Genomic DNA, 17349 nt, shown 5'->3' with positions numbered 1-17349 from the left:
CGCAGCGGCGCGCTACGATGTGGCTCTTTTCCCATTGGCCTGTGCCTCGCGATCCATGACCCCTCTGCTTCCCCTCAATTTCCTTGCCATCGGCCTGGGCGCCGCGGCGGGCGCCTGGTTGCGCTGGCTGCTGGGACTGCGCTTCAACGTGGCGGGCTGGCCATGGGGCACGCTGGCGGCCAACCTGGCCGGCGGCTACCTGATCGGCGTGCTGGTGGCGGTGATCGCCGCGCATCCCGAATGGCCCGCCTGGGTGCGGCTGGCGGTCATCACGGGGTTCCTGGGGGGGCTGACCACGTTCTCCACCTTTTCGGCGGAGACGGTGGACATGCTGCAGCGGGGGGCTTATGCGACCGCGCTGGGCTACGCGGCCCTCAGCCTGACGGGATCGCTGTGCCTGACGGCGTTGGGATTGGCGACGGTGCACGCGCTGCGCTGAGAGGGGCGGCGGCCGGCCCTGGCCGCCCCGAGGGAACGGGCGCGGCCGTCCTTCCTACACGTGCGACGTCGGCCCGCCCGCGGCGCCGGCCTGCAGCACGCGCGCGGCCTGCAGGCCGCTGCGCACCGCGCCTTCCAGCACGCCGGGATAGCCCGTGTCGGTCCAGTCGCCGGCCAGGGCCAGCGTGCGCCACGGTGTGTGGTTCAGGGGCCGGGCGCGGTTCGGCACGGCGGCGAAGGTGGCGCGCTTCTCGATGAACAGTTCGGCCAGTTCCACGGCGGGCATCGGCGGCAGGCCGCCGGGATGGCGGGCCGCCTGTTCGCGGACCTGCTCGACCAGGTCCGCGATGATCGTGTCGCGGTCCGCATCGGCCAGCCCGGCCGCGGCGCTGACGACCACAGCCAGTTCGGCGCCCTGGCCGCCGCCGGTCAGCCGCGAACGGTCGAACAGCCATTGGCCGGCATGGCCGCGCGTGGCGTCCTCGCGCAGCATCATCATGGGTTCGGGCAGCGGCCAGGGCTGCGCCAGCCGCAGGTTCAGCGTGGCGATCGGCATGTAGTCGAAAGCCTGCAGCGCCTTCAGCAGGGCCTGCGAGCCGGTCTCGCGCAGCGCGTTGCCCAAAAGGCGCGCCGCCACCAGGGGCGGCACGGCCAGCACGGCGGCGTCGAAACGCTCGCCGTTGACGTCCACCCACCGGTCGGACGGATCGAGCTGGCGCACGGTGCTGCCATAGCGCATCGTGACCTGGCGCGCCGCCGCATCGGGCCACAGCGCGGACAGGTCCACACAGGGCAGCAGGATGTCGCTGTCGCGCAGGCCGCCGACCAGGCTGTCCTTCAGCACGCGCACGAACAGCGCGGCGCTGGCCAGGGCGGGCGGGGTGTTCAGCGCGGCCAGGCACAGGGGCTCCCAGACCCGCCGGGTCAGATCGGCGGTCTGCGCGTGGTGGCTCAGCAGGCGGCCCACCGTCCATTCGGCCGGGACCTGCCAGCCATCGCGGCGCAGCGTGTTCATCATGCGCAGGGCGGCCAGCTTGTCGCGCCAGCCCATGCCACGCGCGGTCAGCAATGCCAGCGCGGCGTGCCACGGCGCGGGCAGGCGCGCGGCGGACAGGCGGAACGTGCCGTCCAGGCTGGCCAGCCGCAGGGGCCGGCGCATCAGCAGGGCATCGGGGTTGCGGCCCAGGCGGCGCATCAGCGCCAGGGTCTGCGTATAGGCGCCCAGCAGGATGTGCTGGCCGTTGTCCAGGCCATCGCCGAATTCCGGGTGCACCACGCGGCGCGCCCGGCCGCCCGGCGTACGGCCGGCTTCGAAGACGGTGACGGCCGCGCCTGCGTCGCGCAGCGCCGCCGCCGCGGCCAGGCCGGCCCAGCCGCCGCCGATGATCGCGGCCTTCATAGCGACAGGCGGCGCACCAGGCCGCGGCCGCCGCCCACCCACACCCGCCAGGCCAGCATCAGCTTGCGCAAGGGGGTTAGCGAGATGCGCTGGTGCAGCACCTGCCAGTTGTCGTGTTCGATCTCGTCCAGCAGGGCGTAGTAGATCGCCGCCATCATCAGGCCGGGCCGCTGCGCGCGGCGGTCGCCTTCGGGCAGGGTGGTCATGGCTTCGCGATACAGCTGGCGCGCGCGGTCGGCCTGGAAGCGCATCAGCGCGGTGAAGCGTTCGGAGTAAACGCCATTGAGGATGTCGGCGGCCTTCACTTCGAACTGCTGCAGTTCGTCGACGGGCAGGTAGATGCGGCCGCGCCGCGCGTCGTCGCCGACGTCGCGGATGATGTTGGTCATCTGGAAGGCCAGCCCGAGCTTGCCGGCGTATTCCAGGGTGCGCGGGTCGGTGTAGCCGAACACGCCGGCCGACAGCTCGCCCACCACGCCGGCCACGTGCCAGCAGTACTTGCGCAGGCCGGGCCAGTCCAGGTAGCGGCTCTGGTCCAGGTCCATCTGCATGCCGTCGATCACGGCGATGAGCCGCTCGCGGGTGATGCCACAGGATTCCAGGTGCGGCTGCAGCGCCAGCGTGACGGGGTGCTCGGGCTTGCCCGCGAACATCTGGTCGACCTGGGTGCGCCACCAGGCCAGCTTGATGCGGGCCACGGATTCCTCCTTGGCCTCGTCGACCACGTCGTCGACCTCGCGGCAGAAGGCGTACAGGGCCGTGATGGCGCGCCGCCGCTCCGGGGGCAGGAACAGGAAGGCGTAGTAGAAACTGGAGCCGCTCTTGGCGGCCTTTTCCTGGCAGTATTCGTCAGGGTTCATGTCGTTGCTCGCCCGTCTGCCTGCATCTTGCGCCGATGCCGCGCTGGCTGACGGGTGGGGTTGTTCATCTTAGGGCACGCCACAGCATGACGGCCCAGTCGCGCGCGCCCAGTTCGGGGCGGTTCATGAAGACGTCGTACCGGGCTTGCTCGATGCGCTGCAGGATCCGCAGGCCGCCCTGCACCACCAGCCGCAGTTCCAGGCCGATGCGCCCGGGCAGGCGACGGGGCAACGCAGCCCCGGAGTGTAGCAGTGCCCGTGTGCGTTCCACCTCGAAGGCCATCAGCGCGTGCCATTCGGGCGTCAGGCGGCCGATGGCGAGGTCTTGTTCCGACACCCCGTGGCGTCGCAGGTCTTCCTGCGGCAGGTAGACGCGCTGCTTGCGCCAGTCCACCCGCACGTCCTGCCAGAAGTTCACCAGTTGCAGGCCGGTGCAGATGGCGTCGGCATCGCGCACGTTCTCGGGCGTGGCGGCGCCGTACAGGGCCAGCATCAGCCGGCCCACGGGGTTGGCCGAGCGCGAGCAGTAGTCCAGCAGCGTGGCGTAGTCCTCGTAGCGTTTGACCCGCACGTCCTGCTCGAAGGCGGACAGCAGGTCGAAGAACGGGGTGATGGGCAACTGATGGCGCGTGATGGTGGCCGCCAGCGGCTCGAAGATGTGCGCCAGTTCCGGCGCGGGACGGGTGGGCGCGGCGGGTTCGGCGCCGATGCGGTGCAGTTCGGCGCGCAGCGCGCCCAGCTTGGCCAGGCGCTGTTCGTCGGAATCATCGCCTTCGTCGGCGATGTCGTCGGCGGTGCGCGCGTAGCGGTAGATATCCGTCACCGCGGGACGCAGGTGACGGGGCAGCAGCAGCGAGGCGACAGGAAAATTCTCGTAGTGATCGACGGCCATACGGGAGGTGCGAAGCGAGGGCGTCCGGACCGCTGGAAGGCGGTCCCGCCCGACCGGGCCATTGTAAGGAATGCCGGCGCGCGGTTTGCAGGCTGTCGATACCGCTTGTGTCAGGGTTTGTGCAGATTCCCAATCCTGCCGCGCCGTTCCGGCCGGATCACCGCGCCGCTGCGCGATCCCGTGCCGGCGCCCTGGTGCCAGGCCAGCTCGCCGTTGACGAAGACGGCGTCGATGCCCTGGGCCTGGCGCGTCGGCGACGACCAGGTGGCGGTGTCGGCCACGGTGCCGGCGTCGAAGATCACCAGGTCGGCATGGCAGCCGGCCTGCACCAGGCCGCGTCCGGGCAGCCGGAAATAGGCGGCGGTCTTGCCGCTCATCTTGTGCACGGCCTCTTCCAGCGAGAACAGCTGCATGTCGCGGCAGTAATGGCCCAGCACCCGGGGGAAGGTGCCCCACAGGCGCGGGTGCGGCGCGGGATCGTGAGGCATGCCGTCCGAGCCGATCATCGTGCCGGGGAAGGCCAGGATGCGCTCGACGTCCTGCTCGTCCATGATGAAGTAGATGGCGCCGGCGGGCTGCAGTCTGTCCACCGCATCCTCTTCCGGCACGCCCATGTCGCGCGCGATGTCGTCCAGGTTCCAGCCTGCATACTGCGGATAGGGCACCGACTTGCTGACGATGACCCGGCTGGAGACGGCCAGGCGGTCCTTGCGCAGGATGGTCGAGCCGGCCACGTAGGGATAGCAGTCCAGCGCCACGGCCTGCCGCGTCATGGCGTCGGAGATATGCGCCAGGGTCTGCACCGAGCGGCCATGGTTGCGCGGGCCGATCAGCTTGTGGTGCGACACCAGCACGGGCGCACCGCCCGCGCGGCCCACCGCGAAGGCCTCGTCCAGCGCCTCGAAGATCCTGTCGCCTTCGTCGCGGATGTGGCTGGCGTACAGCCCGCCGAATTCGCGCAGCACTTCGGCCACCGCGATCAGCTCGTCGGTGGTCGCCGGCATGGCGGCCGGATAGGCCGTGCCGGTGGACAGGCCGATCGCGCCGCTGGCCAAGGCCTCGCGCAGCAGTGCCCGCATGCGGGCGATCTCGTCCTCGCGGGCCGGACGATCCAGCTCGTCCATGGCGGCCACGCGCAGCGAGGTGTGGCCCACCAGGCAGGCCGCGTTCACGGCGGGCGGGTTGCGGTCCAGGTTTTCCAGGTAGGCGCCGAAGGTGGCGAACGGGAAATCTGCCGTGTCGGTGCCCAGCAGGTTCACGGGCGCCGGCACCTCGCCGCGCCGGCCCGGCAGCCAGGGCGCCTGGCTGATGCCGCAATTGCCGGTTACCACGGTGGTCACGCCCTGGCTCAGCTTGGCCGGCATCCCCGGCGTCTGGACCAGGTAGCGGTCGTCGTGGGTGTGCGAGTCGATGAAGCCGGGGGCGACGATGCGCCCCGTGGCGTCGAAGACGCGGGCGGCATGGGCCTGCGACAGGTCGCCCACCGCGGCGATGCGGCCGTCGGCCACGGCCACGTCGGCGCGCACGCGGGGCGCGCCCGAACCGTCGATGACGGTGCCGCCGCGCAGGATGAAGTCATAGCTCGTCATGCCACCTTCCTTGATATCAGTCGATGTTGACCTTGGCGTCCCTGATCACCTTTGCCCACACCGGACGTTCCTTGTTGGCGCGGTCGGACAGGTCCTGGCGGGGGCCGACGTGCGGCACATAGGCCATGGCCTTCAGCTTGTCCTGCACTTCCTGCGTGGACAGGGCCTTGTTGATGGCGCCGTTCAGGACGTCGAGGATCTTCGGGTCGGTGCCGGCGGGCGCGACGTAGCCGGTCCAGGCCACGGCCTGATAGCCTTTCAGGCCCAGCTCGTTCAGCGTCGGCAGGTTCGGCAGGATGGGGTCGCGTTCGGCGCCCGTGACGGCCAGCGGGATGACCTTCTTCTGGTCGATGAAGGACGCGATCGACGAGATGTTCTCGAACACCAGGTCGGCCTCGCCGCGCAGCACGGCCAGGTCGGCCTCGACGCCGCCCTTGTACGGCACGTGCATCAGGTCGACGCCCGCCATGCTCATGAACATGGCGGCGCTCAGGTGGCCCGTGGTGCCGTTGCCGCCCGAGGCCACGACCAGCTTGCCCGGGGCTTTCCTGGCCATGGCGATCAGTTCTTCCACGCTCTTGACGCCCAGGCCGGGACGCACGGCCAGCACGTTCTGCACCGAGCCGGTCAGCGCGATGGGCGTGAGCTGCTTGTCGGCGTCGTAGGGCAGCTTCTTGTACAGCGACTGGTTGATCGCCATCGTGGCCACGTTGGCGAAGCCGATGGTGTAGCCGTCGGGGTCGGCGTTGGCGACCGAGGCGGTGCCGATCATGCCCGAGGCGCCCACGCGGTTGAGCACCACGAAGTTGCCGCCGGTGGCCTTGCCCATTTCCGCGGCCAGCAGGCGTGTGACGAGGTCGGGCGTGGTGCCGGTGTTGAAGGGCACGACGATGGTGACGGCGTGTTCGGGGTACTGGGCATGGGCGGCCTGCGAACCAAGCAGCAGGGCGGCGGGGAGGGCGGCGCGCGACAGCAGGCGCGCGGCGTTCTTGAGCAGCGAGGACATGGTGATTTTCTTCCTTGGACTGTTATGGAAATGCTGAAGATCACGTGGACAGGCTTGCTTGTCCACGGTACTGCCTGCGTTCCGGTTCTGTGCCGGACTCGGGGTTGCTACCGTCTCTCTCGCTGGGGTGCCACGGGTAATACGGATCGCGCGGGCGGCCTATTGCGGTTGCGCCAGCCGCGCCAGCAGCGGCAGGTCGATGTTGCCGCCCGACAGCACCACGACGCTGTCGCGCCCGTGCGTGTCGATGCGGCCGGCCAAGAGCGCGGCCAGCACCACCGCGCCGCCGGGCTCGACCACCAGGCGCAGTTCTTCCAGCGCGTAGCGGATCGCGGCGCCGACCTCGGCATCGCTGACCGCCACCGCGCCGGCCAGGCAGCGGCCATTGATGGCGTAGGGCAGTTCGGCGGGCGTGGCGGCCTGCAGCGCGTCGCACAGGGTCCGGGCGTCGGGGGCGTTTTGCTCGCGCTTGCCGCTGGCCAGCGAGCGCACCGTGTCATCGAAGCCCGCGGGTTCGGCCGCCACCAGGCGGGCCTGCGGCGCCAGTGCGCGCACGGCCAGGCTGCAGCCGGCGATCATGCCGCCGCCGCCGCACGGCGTGGCGAACAGGCCCAGGTTGGCCAGGGCCTCGGCCGGCAGGTCCCGCAGCGCTTCCACGGCCAGCGTGCCTTGCGCGGCCAGCACGTCGGGATGGTCGCCGGGCGGCACCAGCGTCGCGCCGGTTTCCGCCAGCAGGCGCATGCCGATCTCTTCACGGCTTTCCCTGGTGCGGTCGTAGCGCACCACGCGGGCGCCGTGGCGTTCGGCCTTCTCCACCTTGTTCCGCGGCGCGTCGACCGGCATGACGATGGTGGCCGGGATGTCCAGCGTGTGCGCGGCCCAGGCGATGGCCTGGCCGTGATTGCCCGTGGAATAGGCGACCACGCCGCGCTCGCGGGCGTCGGCGTCCAGGTTCAGCAGCGCGTTGAAGGCGCCGCGCGCCTTGAACGAGCCGGTGATCTGCAGGTTCTCCGGCTTCAGCCAGACGGGGCCGCCGGCCAGCGCGTCCAGGCGCGGCGAGCGCAGCAGCGGCGTGTGGCGCACGTACGGTGCGATGCGTTGCGCGGCGGCCAGCACGTCGTCGTACGTGGGCACGCGCAGGCGGCCCAGCAGTTCGTGGTCGATGGCGTCGGGCAGGGCGGTCAGGGTCGGATTCATGGCGTTCACCGGCAGGCGTTCAGCGCGACGGCGTCCAGACGGCGGGCGGCACGCTGCCGGTCTGCTCGACGATGCGGCCGTAGGCTTCGGGACGGCGGTGCTTCTCGAAGTTGAAGACGGTGGTGCGGCCCAGTTCGCACAGGTCCAGGTTGCAGTCGGCGACGATCAGTTCGTCGTCCCAGGTGGCCGCCAGCGCGATGATCTCGCCCTGCGGGTTCACGATGATCGAGTGGCCGAACAGCTCGTGTCCGTCTTCCTTGCCGGCCTTGGCCACGGCCACGCCGAAGCAGGCGTTCTGGTAGCAGCCGGACTGGATCGCCAATTGCGAATGCAGCACGCGCAGGTGGTGCGCCTCGAAGCCCTTGTTGTCCTGGTTCATGGCGGGTGTGTTGTAGCCCAGCATGACCAGTTCGACCTGCTGCAGCCCCAGCACGCGCCAGGCTTCCGGCCAGCGGCGGTCGTTGCAGATCAGCATGCCCAGGTTGACGGGCTGGCCGGCCGCGCCCACCGGCGCGCGCACCACCGGGAAACCCAGGTCGCCCACTTCGAAATAGCGTTTTTCCAGATGCTGCACCGCGCGGTGCGAAGCGTATTCGGCGTGGCCGGGCAGGTGCACCTTGCGGTACTTCAGCACGATCTCGCCCGACGGGGCGATGATCACCGAGGTATTGAAGCGGCGCTTCCTCACCACGCCTTGCGCGTCGGTGTCGTTGACCAGTTCGGCATAGCCCAGGTAGACCGTCAGGCCGTACTTGCGGATGGCGTCGAACAGCGGCTGCGTGGCCGGGCTGGGCAGGCTGGTCTCGTACCAGTGGTCGGCCTCGTTCAGGTCCTCGTGGTACCAGCGCGGGAAGAACGTGGTCAGCGCCAGCTCGGGGAACACCACGACCTCGGCGCCGCGCTGGTGGGCGCGTTCCAGCAGGCGAAGCATGCGGGGAACGACGACGTCGCGGCCCTCGGCCTTCTGGATCGGGCCAAGCTGCGCGGCGGCAACGGTGATGGTGCGGGACATGGCGGCATCCTGTCAGAGGGGATTCGATGGCTGCAGGATGCGGCGCGGGCGAGGGGAAGTAAATCGTTCCTTGCGAAATCCGGTCGGGTTCTTGAGCTTTGCGTTGGATCGTCAAGCTTATGATTCAAATGGACATTCTTGCTGATTTCCTGGTGGCCGCACCGTTTTGGAGCGTGCATTTGGTTATAGGCGCTATGCAAAACAGCATGGCCGGCACTATCCTTTTCGCCACACTGTCCGGCCATCATCCGGACCTCGCGCGTCCCCCCGCGTCCCCCTCTGTCCTATCGCGTTTCCCCATGGCCAGCATTTCCCCGCCCGGCGTCGGCCGGCTCAGCCTGCGGCAGATCGAAGTCTTCCACGCCATCATGGTCACGGGCTCGCTCAGCGAAGCCGGCCGCATGCTGTTCGTCACCCAGCCGGCCATCAGCCGCGTGCTGGCCTCGGCAGAGAACCGCCTGCGCTTCGCGCTGTTCGAGCGCGTCAAGGGCCGGCTGCATCCCACGCCCGAGGCGCGCCGCCTGTTCGCCGAGGCCGAGCGCATCTTCGACGGCGTGCATCGCCTGAACGCGCTGGCCGCCAACCTGTCGAGCGGGGCCGAGGGCATGCTCAGCATCGTCTCCAGTCCCAGCTTCAGCGAATGGCTGATTCCGCTGGTCATCCAGCGCTTCCGCGAGCGCCATCCGGGCACGCAGATCCGCTACCGTCCGCTGGCCTTCGACATGCTGCTGCCGCACGTGCTGCTGGGCCATGCCGATTTCGGCATCGCCTCGATGGCGCCGCCCGCGCATGCCCACGTCGTGTCCGAAGAGATCGGCCATGGCTGGCTGGCCTGCGCCATTCCGCGCGGCCATCCGCTGGCCAGCCTGACGCGCATCCGCGCGGAAGACCTGCGCGGCCACCTGCTGATCGGCTACGAGCCCGATACCCCGTTCGGCCGCCTGGCCAGCCGCTTCCTGGATTCGGGCGAAGTGCCGGTCAAGCCCGACATCGAGGTGCGCGCCACGCCCGAGGCCGTGGCGCTGGTGCGGCAGGGCGTGGGCGTGGCGCTGATCGAGTCGTTCGGCTACCACCCCGAGTCGCGCCAGCACTTCGTGCTGCGTCCCATCGAGCCCCTGCTGCCGCACAAGATCCAACTGATCCATGCCGCCAACAGCCCGCTGTCGGCGCCGGCGCGGCGCTTCGTCTCGGCCCTGCGGCACGTGCTCAAGCGCTGGCCCAAGGCGTTCACGGGGGATCCGGGCGAGCCGGCCGGCGATGCCTGAAGGCGTCCCCGAAAACCGGCCGCCCCGGTAAAATCGCGCCTTGCGTGTGTCCTGTTTCCTGGAAGTCCTGCCATGCCGCGTCCCATTTCCGCCTCGGTCTCCGTTTCCGCGCTGCGTCACAATCTGGCCGTGGTGCGCCGCCTGCTCGACCAGGACGCCGAGCGCGCGGGCGCCCAGCCCGCGTCGATCTGGGCCGTCATCAAGGCCAACGCCTACGGCCACGGCATCGAGCGCGCGGTGGCGGGATTCTCGGCGGCGCAGGGCCTGGCCATGCTGGACCTGGACGAGGCGGTGCGCTGCCGCGAAGCCGGCTGGGGCGGCCCCATCCTGCTGCTGGAAGGCTTCTTCCAGCCCGCCGACCTGGACCTCGTCGACCGCTATCACCTGACCAGCACCGTGCATACGCATGAACAGCTCGACATGCTGGCCACCGCCCGCCTGTCGCGCCGCGTCGACGTCATGGTCAAGCTCAACAGCGGCATGAACCGCTTGGGTTTCGCGCCGCACGACTACGCACAGGCCCATGCGCGCGCCGTGCAACTGCATGCCAAGGGCGTGCTGGGGTCGGTGGGCCGCATGACGCACTTCGCCTGCGCCGACGGACCCGAAGGCGTGGCGGGCCAGCTCGAGGTCTTCGGCCGGGCCACCGGCGGTCTGGCCAACGGCCCGGTCAGCGTCTGCAACTCGGCCGCCACGCTGCGCTACCCGGAGATCGCGCGGGGCGACGCCGGCACGCAGCACTGGGTGCGGCCGGGCATCTGCCTGTATGGCGCCTCGCCGTTCGACGACGTGTCCGCCGCCTCGTACGGCCTGCGGCCCGCCATGTCGCTGCGTTCCGAGATCATTGGCGTGCAGAACGTGCCGGCCGGCCAGGCCATCGGCTATGGCGCCACCTATCGCACCGAGCAGGCCATGCGCGTGGGCGTGGTGGCCTGCGGCTATGCGGACGGCTATCCGCGCCATGCGGGCACCGGCACGCCTATCACCGTGGCCGGCGTGCCGACGCGTTTGCTGGGCCGGGTTTCGATGGACATGCTGATGGTCGACCTGGGGCCCGCCCCGTCGGCTGGCGTGGGCGCGCCGGTGGCGCTGTGGGGCGAGGGCGGTCCGTCGGTCGATGACGTGGCCCGCGCGGCCGGCACCATCGGCTACGAATTGCTGTGCGCCGTGGCTGCGCGCGTGCCGCAGGCCACGCGGCCCTGACCGATGCGCCTGTCCGGGGCTGACTGGCCGCCGAACGTCGGGGCCGCAAGGGTTTTATTGACGCGGATTTGATGCGCGAGGATTTATTGTCGCGCGTGTTCGGTGCGCGGCATTGTCACGCAAAGAGCATGACATTTGCCCCGGGCTTGGTGTCTACTGGGTGGCTGACGCAGCGCCAGGCTGGCGCGCGCCGATGCCATGAATAATGATCAACGTTAAAGGGTTGCATCCATGAAGGACAAATGCGTGCTGGTGACGGGAGCCACCAAGGGCATAGGCTGGGCACTGTCGCAGCGCCTGACCGACCTGGGCTGCCACGTCGTGGGCATCGCGCGCAATACCGCCGATGTGGATTTTCCAGGCTATCTGTACGCCTGCGATCTGACCGATGCTGGCCGCACGGAAGAAGTGCTGCGCGAGATCCGCGAGAGGTTTCCGGTTGACGCGGTGGTGAACAACGTGGGCGTGGTGTCGCCGCAGCCGCTGGGTGAAATCGATCTGGCGACGTTGTATCGCGTGCTGGATTTGAATGTGCGCGTGGCCGTGCAGGTGACGCAGGCGTTTGTCGAGTCGATGAAGGTCCGTCGTACGGGGCGCATCGTCAACATCACCAGCCGGGCGATTCATGGTTCGCTGGATCGCACCAGCTATTCGGCCGCGAAGAATGCTTTGGTGGGCTGTACGCGCACCTGGGCGTTGGAGCTGGCCGAGTACGGGGTGACGGTCAATGCGGTGGCGCCGGGGCCGATCGAGACGGAGTTGTTCCGCGAGAATCATCCGGCGGGCAGCGATGCCGAGAAGCGTACGTTGAGTTCGATTCCGATGAAGCGGCTGGGGACGCCGGCGGAAGTGGCGGCGGCGGTGGCGTTCCTGTTGTCGGATGAAGCAGGCTTCATCACCGGCCAGGTGCTGGGTGTGGATGGGGGCGGGTCGCTGGGCGGGCGGTAGGCGGTCGCTGTCGGGGGCAGCAGCCCCTTTTGAGGTTGATGCGAGGGCGTGTCAGGCTGATGCCTGATGCGCCTTTGTCATGTGCATCATTGCAAACGTATGCGCGGGCGCCTGGCGATGCGATCTTGAACGTGCAGGGTTCATACAACCTTCCGGGGGAGATCGTTGATCTCGTGCTGCACACGTTCGCACATCAGGATTCTGGGTCGGCCGCCTGGCATCCAATCAGTGAGTCCGGATACGTTACGGGCCGCCGTCACCTGAATCGGTTATCCTTTCGCCCGCCGGTTTGCGGCATCACTCCTATGCCCTCGCGGCCCTTCCCTGCATGATCCGGTTTCAGCAAGTCTCGCTGGCAAGAGGCGTCAAGCCCTTGCTGGAAAAAGTCGACCTCATCCTCAACCCCGGCGACAAGATCGGCCTGATCGGCGCCAATGGCGCGGGCAAGTCCAGCCTGTTCGCCCTGCTGCGCGGCGAACTGCACGCCGACCAGGGGGATCTGAGCTACCCGCCGAACTGGCGCGTGGCCTACGTGGCGCAGGAAACGCCAGCGCTGGATCGCTCGGCCATCGACTACGCGATCGACGGCGATGTGGGACTGCGCCGCCTGGAAGCCCGGCTGGCCGAGGTGGAAGCCGCTGCCGACACGCCCGAAAACGGCCTGTTGATCGGCGAGCTGTACGGCGCCCTGGCGGATGCCGACGCCTACACCGTCCGCTCGCGGGCGGAACAGCTGCTTACCGGCCTGGGCTTCTCGATGGCGCAGATGGACCAGCCCCTGACCAGCTTTTCGGGTGGCTGGCGGATGCGGCTGAACCTGGCGCAAGCGCTGATGTGCCCGTCCGAACTGCTGCTGCTGGACGAACCCACCAACCACCTGGATCTGGATGCCATCCTGTGGCTGGAAGACTGGTTGAAGCGTTATCCCGGCACGTTGCTGGTGATTTCGCATGACCGCGACTTTCTCGACGAAGTGGTCAACGTGGTGGTTCACGTGGATGAGCGCAAACTGAAGCGCTATGCGGGCAATTATTCCGCCTTCGAACGCCAGCGCGCCGCGCAACTGGAATTGGCGGCCGGCGCCATCGAAAAGCAGTTGCGCCAACGCGCGCATCTGCAATCGTTCATCAACCGTTTCAAGGCCCAGGCCTCGAAAGCGCGCCAGGCGCAAAGCCGGATCAAGGCGCTGGCGAAGATGGAAGAGTTGGCCCCATTGCGCGCCGCGGCAGAGTTTTCCTTCGAATTCCGGGAGCCGGACCGCGCTCCCGATCCACTGCTGCGCATGGAGGCCGTCCAGGCCGGTTACCCGGCCACGGACACCGGCGGTGCCGACAAGATCGTCATCAAGGACATCAATTTTTCGCTGCAGGGCGGCCAGCGTATCGGGCTGCTGGGCGTGAACGGCGCGGGCAAGTCCACCTTCATCAAGACCATCGCCGGGGAATTGCAGGCCCTGGGCGGCGAGGCCATTTTCGGCAAGGGCCTGTCGATCGGCTATTTCGCCCAGCATCAGGTCGAGATGCTGCGCCACGATGAATCGCCCTTGTGGCACATGGTCAAGCTGGCCCCCGGCACGCGCGAACAGGAACTGCGTAATTTCCTGGGCGGCTTCAACTTCGCGGGGGCGATGGCGACCAGCAGCATCGCGCCCTTCTCGGGCGGCGAGAAGGCCCGCCTGGCCTTGGCGCTCATCGTCTGGCAACGGCCCAATCTGCTGTTGCTGGACGAACCGACCAATCACCTGGACCTGGAAACCCGCGAAGCGCTCACCATGGCCTTGGCGCAGTTCGAGGGCACCCTGGTGCTGGTGTCGCACGATCGCCACTTGCTGCGCGCCACCACCGACCAGTTCGTCATCGTGGCCGACGGCAAGGTCGAACCCTTCGACGGTGACCTCAACGACTACCGCGACTGGCTATTCAAGACCAAGCTGAACGCCAAGGCCAACGCGGCCCTGCAATAAGGCGCGCCGCCTGCGCCCGGTCCTTGATGGCAGGACTGCTGGCCGGCCAGGCCGGTACGTGGCTCCCTCGCTGCCGAAACGCTTCAGCGAGGCGCACTGTCTCTTGGCAGCAGGCCACGCAGATCCTGCGGAATCTCGTACTCCGGCCAAGCCTGCCGCAGTGCTTGCAGCGCCTGCACGGCTTGCTCGTGCTTGCCTGCCTTCAGCATGGCGCGCACGCGTTCGACCTGCTGCTCGGCGGTGGCTGCCACGTTGCGCGGCGCCAGCGAGCGTATCGTCTTGCGTTCGTCCTGGACGGCTTCGGCGCGCTGGGCATTTTTCGCCTGGGCCTTCTGCACGGCCTGCGCGCGGGCGTCATCCGGCGCCTGCATGGCGCCCGCCCCGCTCGAACCGATCATCGTAGGGGCCTCTGCCAGGGATGCCGCGGATTCTGCTTGCTGGGCCGGTGCCGGCTGCCGGGGCGGCGCATGGCTTCCATACGGCGCGGGCGCCAGCGAAGGCGGCGCCAATGGCCGGACGGAGGGCGCCACGGCATCGGGCGTGATCCCCGCGCCGGGCTTGGGCTCGGGCCTGGGGGCGGCTGCCGGAGCAGGCGGCGGCGGTGGCGCCTCACTGCGCCGCATCCGCGATTCCGGCTGCGGCGCGGACTGTCCCGCACGCCGCAATTCCGCAGGCGGCACAGGCGCCGGCGCAGGCGCCATCTCCCGCAACTGCGGCGGTTGCGCCAGTTCGGCATCGATACCCGGCGCGGCAGCCTGCCCGGCCTGATCCGCCTGCTGCGACAGATCCGTCATCAGTATCAACCCACTGGCCAACACTACCGAAGCAGCAATCGCCCACCCCGGATGAAGCCGGCGCGTCCTGCTTCGCACCCGCTGATCGCCCTGCGCCGCCGCGTGCGCCTGCGCACGAATGCGCGCATCCAGCGCCGCAGGCGGTTCAGCCGCAGGCAGCTTCCCATACAGCGCCCTCAGGTCGCTGTCGTCGTCCAGAAAATCGTCGTCCGGAGGCAGTGGCGCGTTCATGATCCGCTCCTGGCGTTGGCGCCCAGCACATCGCGGATGCGGCCGATGGCGTAACGCAGCCGCGATTTCACCGTCTCGCGCGGCGCGCCGGTGATCTGTGCGATGTCTTCCACGCTGAGGTCATGCTCCCATTTCAGCAGCAGCGCCTGGCGCTGTTCGTCGGGCAGTTGCTCGATGGCCAACTGCAGGCCGCGCCTGGCCTGGAACCGCGACACCTGCTGCTCGGGCTGTTCGTGCTCGGGCGCGGGCAGGGCCGCCAGCACCTCTTCGGCATCGTCGACCGTGGCGCGGGCCGGCTGGCGGCGATACGTGTCCACCACCAGATTGTGCGCGATCCGCAGCAGCCAGGTCGAGAAACGGGCCTCGGGTCGGTAGCGGGCGCGCGCATCGATGACGCGGCTCCAGGTCTCCTGGAACAGATCGTCCGCCACCTGGGCATTGCGCGTGCCGCGCAGCAGATAACGGTACAACCCGGCGCGATGCCGCGCATACAGCGTGTCGAACGCCGCCGTGTCGCCCCGGGTGCCGTAGGCGAGCATCAGCGATTCGTCGTCGTCGGCGTGCGTCGTGTCCATGGCCGGGCAGTGTATCTCCGGATGGAAACCGGCGCATGACGCCACGGGCGCACAGACGGCGGCCGGCAAGGACGAGGCGGCGTACGGCATGGAAAATCCGAACCAGGGGCGAGGGGCGGTCCAGGAGCACGACCCCCCGGACGCTTGCCAGCGCAACCGGTCAACGCACGGCGGGCGTGCCCAGCGTACCGGCCAGTTCGACCAGATTGGCGAACTCGGCCTGCAGGCCATACGGGTCATTGCCGCGCGCACCCCGGGCCAGCGTGGCGATCTGGGCGGGCGTGTAGCCATCCAGGTACTTGCCGCCGCGCAGCCACTGCGCGAAGGCCGCCGCCGACGCCGCGCGTTGCAGGCGCATGCTGGGCGCCGCGCTGGCATCGGCCGACACGGCCTGCTCGACCAGCTTGCTCCGGTCCTGGCCCGGCAGCTTGTAGCGCAGGCGCAGATACGCCACTTCCGAGGCGCCGCGCGGTGCCGCGCCGCTGCCCAGCGCCGGCATCTCGCGGCCCTGCGCCGCGCCGTAGCGCAGCGGCTCCACGCGCGGCGCCTCCGCGCCCACCGGCGTGATCTCGTACAGCGCCGTCACGCTCGCGCCCGCGCCGATCTCGCCGGCATCCACGCTGTCGTTGTTGAAGTCTTCACGCGCCAGGGCGCGCTTTTCGTAGCCGATCAGGCGGTAGTCGGCCACGGCGGCGGGGTTGAACTCCACCTGCACCTTCACGTCGCCCGCGATGGTCAGCAGTGTCGCGCCCAGTTCGCGCGACAACACCTTGCGCGCCTCGGTCAGATTGTCCAGATAGTGATAGCTGCCGTTGCCGGCATCGGCCAGCTGCATGGCCAGCGCGTCGTTGTAGTTGCCGCTGCCCACGCCCAGCGTGGTCAGCGCGATGCCGCGCTTGCGCTGCGCGCCGATCTTGTCCTTCAGCGCCCGCAGGTCCACCGTGCCCACGTTGAAATCGCCGTCGCTGGCCAGCAGGATGCGGTTCACGCCGTTCTTCACGAAGCCCTGCGCGGCCTGCGCATAGGCCAGGTCCAGGCCCGCCGCGCCGTTGGTCGAACCGGCGGCGCGCAGCCCGTCGATGGCGGCCAGGATGCTGGCCTTGTCGCGCGCCGGGGTCGAGGGCAGGGCCACGCCGGCCGATCCCGCATACGTCACGATCGCCACGCGGTCCTCGGGACGCAGATTGTTCACCAATTGGCGCAGCGCGGCCTTCAGCAGCGGCAGCTTGTTCTTGTCCGCCATCGAGCCCGAGGTGTCGATCAGCAGCACCAGGTTCGACGCGGGGATGGCCTCGGGCGCCACCTTGTAGCCCTGGATGCCCACCATCAGCAGTTGGCGCTTCGGGTTCCACGGCGCGGGCGCCAGTTCGGTGGTCACGGCGAAGGGCTGTTCGCGCCGCTCGGGCGCGGCATAGCCATAGTCGAAGTAGTTGATGAAGGCCTCGCTGCGCACGGCATCCTGCGGCGGCAGGCGGCCTTCGTTCAAGAGGCGCCGCACGTTGGCGTACGAGCCGGTATCCACGTCCACGCCAAAGGTCGACACGGGCTGCTCGGCGGCCAGGTGGACCGGGTTGTCCGTGTAGGCGCCGTAGCGTTCGTTGTCCGGTTCGGCGGGCAGCATCTCGGCAGCCACGATGCCGCCGGCAGGGGCGTAGCCCGAGACCGCGCTGTCCATCTTCATGCGTTGCGTGGCGCTGGCCGGCATGGGGCTGGGCGGCGGGGGCGGGACGGGTTCTGCCAGCGGCCGCAGCGACGCGGCGGGCGAGGTCTGTTGCTCGCGCTGCTCCGCTCGCGGGCGGGGGGCAGGTTTCCGCAGGCGATCATCGGAAGCGGCTTGCGCAACGGGCCGCGACGCCGAGCCCGAAGGCGCGCCGCCAGTGGGCGCGCCGGAGTGGTTGCAGGCGGCCAGCAGCGCGGCCATCAACGTGGTGCAGACAAAGCGTGCGGAGCGGGACGAGGCGTTCATGGCGGTTTCCT

General features: G+C 69.2%; 15 protein-coding genes. 5 read left to right on the top strand and 10 right to left on the bottom strand.

The annotated features are described in order from the left end of the window. Positions 1 to 55 precede the first annotated feature (55 nt). Positions 56 to 439 (top strand): fluoride efflux transporter CrcB, encoded by a 384-nt coding sequence (crcB, locus tag A6745_RS19805; protein WP_066130871.1) that lies wholly within the window; start codon positions 56 to 58, stop codon positions 437 to 439. 54 nt (positions 440 to 493) lie between these two features. Here crcB and hpnE read toward each other — a convergent pair whose 3' ends face one another. The 7 genes from hpnE to A6745_RS19770 all read right to left on the bottom strand — a co-directional run bounded on the left by hpnE (position 494) and on the right by A6745_RS19770 (position 8393). Continuing rightward, positions 494 to 1837, bottom strand: coding sequence for a hydroxysqualene dehydroxylase HpnE (gene hpnE, locus A6745_RS19800; RefSeq protein WP_066130868.1), 1344 nt, complete (start codon positions 1835 to 1837; stop codon positions 494 to 496). Next, complete coding sequence (gene hpnD, locus A6745_RS19795) at positions 1834 to 2697, bottom strand: presqualene diphosphate synthase HpnD (RefSeq protein ID WP_066130866.1); 864 nt, start codon at positions 2695 to 2697, stop codon at positions 1834 to 1836. The genes hpnE and hpnD overlap by 4 nt, the downstream gene beginning before the upstream one ends. Before the next feature lie 64 nt (positions 2698 to 2761). After that, positions 2762 to 3589, bottom strand: a complete 828-nt coding sequence (gene hpnC, locus A6745_RS19790) for a squalene synthase HpnC (RefSeq protein WP_066130861.1) — start codon at positions 3587 to 3589, stop codon at positions 2762 to 2764. A 110-nt stretch (positions 3590 to 3699) separates the two neighbouring features. After that, positions 3700 to 5178, bottom strand: coding sequence for an N-acyl-D-amino-acid deacylase family protein (locus A6745_RS19785; RefSeq protein WP_066130855.1), 1479 nt, complete (start codon positions 5176 to 5178; stop codon positions 3700 to 3702). 16 nt (positions 5179 to 5194) lie between these two features. Next, entirely contained in the window at positions 5195 to 6184 is a 990-nt protein-coding gene (locus A6745_RS19780; protein ID WP_066130852.1) for a Bug family tripartite tricarboxylate transporter substrate binding protein, read from the bottom strand. Between the two features lie 159 nt (positions 6185 to 6343). After that, a complete protein-coding gene (locus tag A6745_RS19775; RefSeq protein WP_082853194.1) occupies positions 6344 to 7381 on the bottom strand; it encodes a threonine ammonia-lyase in 1038 nt (345 codons plus the stop codon). A 19-nt stretch (positions 7382 to 7400) separates the two neighbouring features. Next, the gene (locus A6745_RS19770) at positions 7401 to 8393 is read right to left on the bottom strand and encodes an N-carbamoyl-D-amino-acid hydrolase (RefSeq protein WP_066130850.1); all 993 of its coding nucleotides are present in this window, start codon (positions 8391 to 8393) and stop codon (positions 7401 to 7403) included. 299 nt (positions 8394 to 8692) lie between these two features. Between A6745_RS19770 and A6745_RS19765 the strand changes: the two genes are divergently transcribed. The 4 genes from A6745_RS19765 to abc-f all read left to right on the top strand — a co-directional run bounded on the left by A6745_RS19765 (position 8693) and on the right by abc-f (position 13772). Continuing rightward, positions 8693 to 9658, top strand: coding sequence for a LysR substrate-binding domain-containing protein (locus A6745_RS19765; protein WP_066130847.1), 966 nt, complete (start codon positions 8693 to 8695; stop codon positions 9656 to 9658). A 72-nt stretch (positions 9659 to 9730) separates the two neighbouring features. Then, positions 9731 to 10861, top strand: a complete 1131-nt coding sequence (gene alr, locus A6745_RS19760) for an alanine racemase (protein WP_066130845.1) — start codon at positions 9731 to 9733, stop codon at positions 10859 to 10861. 231 nt (positions 10862 to 11092) lie between these two features. Beyond that, positions 11093 to 11809 (top strand): SDR family oxidoreductase, encoded by a 717-nt coding sequence (locus tag A6745_RS19755; protein WP_066130842.1) that lies wholly within the window; start codon positions 11093 to 11095, stop codon positions 11807 to 11809. A 328-nt stretch (positions 11810 to 12137) separates the two neighbouring features. Further along, positions 12138 to 13772 carry a ribosomal protection-like ABC-F family protein gene (gene abc-f / locus A6745_RS19750; RefSeq protein WP_066130839.1) on the top strand — a complete coding sequence of 545 codons (1635 nt, stop codon included), beginning with the start codon at positions 12138 to 12140 and terminating at the stop codon, positions 13770 to 13772. Positions 13773 to 13855: 83 nt separating this feature from the next. On the opposite strand, the gene A6745_RS19745 is transcribed toward abc-f, so the two are convergent. The 3 genes from A6745_RS19745 to A6745_RS19735 form a co-directional block, all read right to left on the bottom strand. Next, positions 13856 to 14797, bottom strand: coding sequence for a hypothetical protein (locus tag A6745_RS19745; RefSeq protein ID WP_066130834.1), 942 nt, complete (start codon positions 14795 to 14797; stop codon positions 13856 to 13858). After that, positions 14794 to 15372 (bottom strand): RNA polymerase sigma factor, encoded by a 579-nt coding sequence (locus A6745_RS19740; protein WP_066130832.1) that lies wholly within the window; start codon positions 15370 to 15372, stop codon positions 14794 to 14796. The genes A6745_RS19745 and A6745_RS19740 overlap by 4 nt, the downstream gene beginning before the upstream one ends. Before the next feature lie 160 nt (positions 15373 to 15532). Continuing rightward, entirely contained in the window at positions 15533 to 17338 is a 1806-nt protein-coding gene (locus A6745_RS19735; RefSeq protein WP_066130830.1) for a vWA domain-containing protein, read from the bottom strand. Positions 17339 to 17349: the final 11 nt, after the last annotated feature.

Source organism: Bordetella ansorpii (genome assembly GCF_900078705.1).
Lineage (GTDB): Bacteria > Pseudomonadota > Gammaproteobacteria > Burkholderiales > Burkholderiaceae_B > Bordetella > Bordetella ansorpii_A.
Note: the sequence above shows the minus strand (reverse complement) of the source record. Positions and strands in the feature narration are given on the sequence as shown.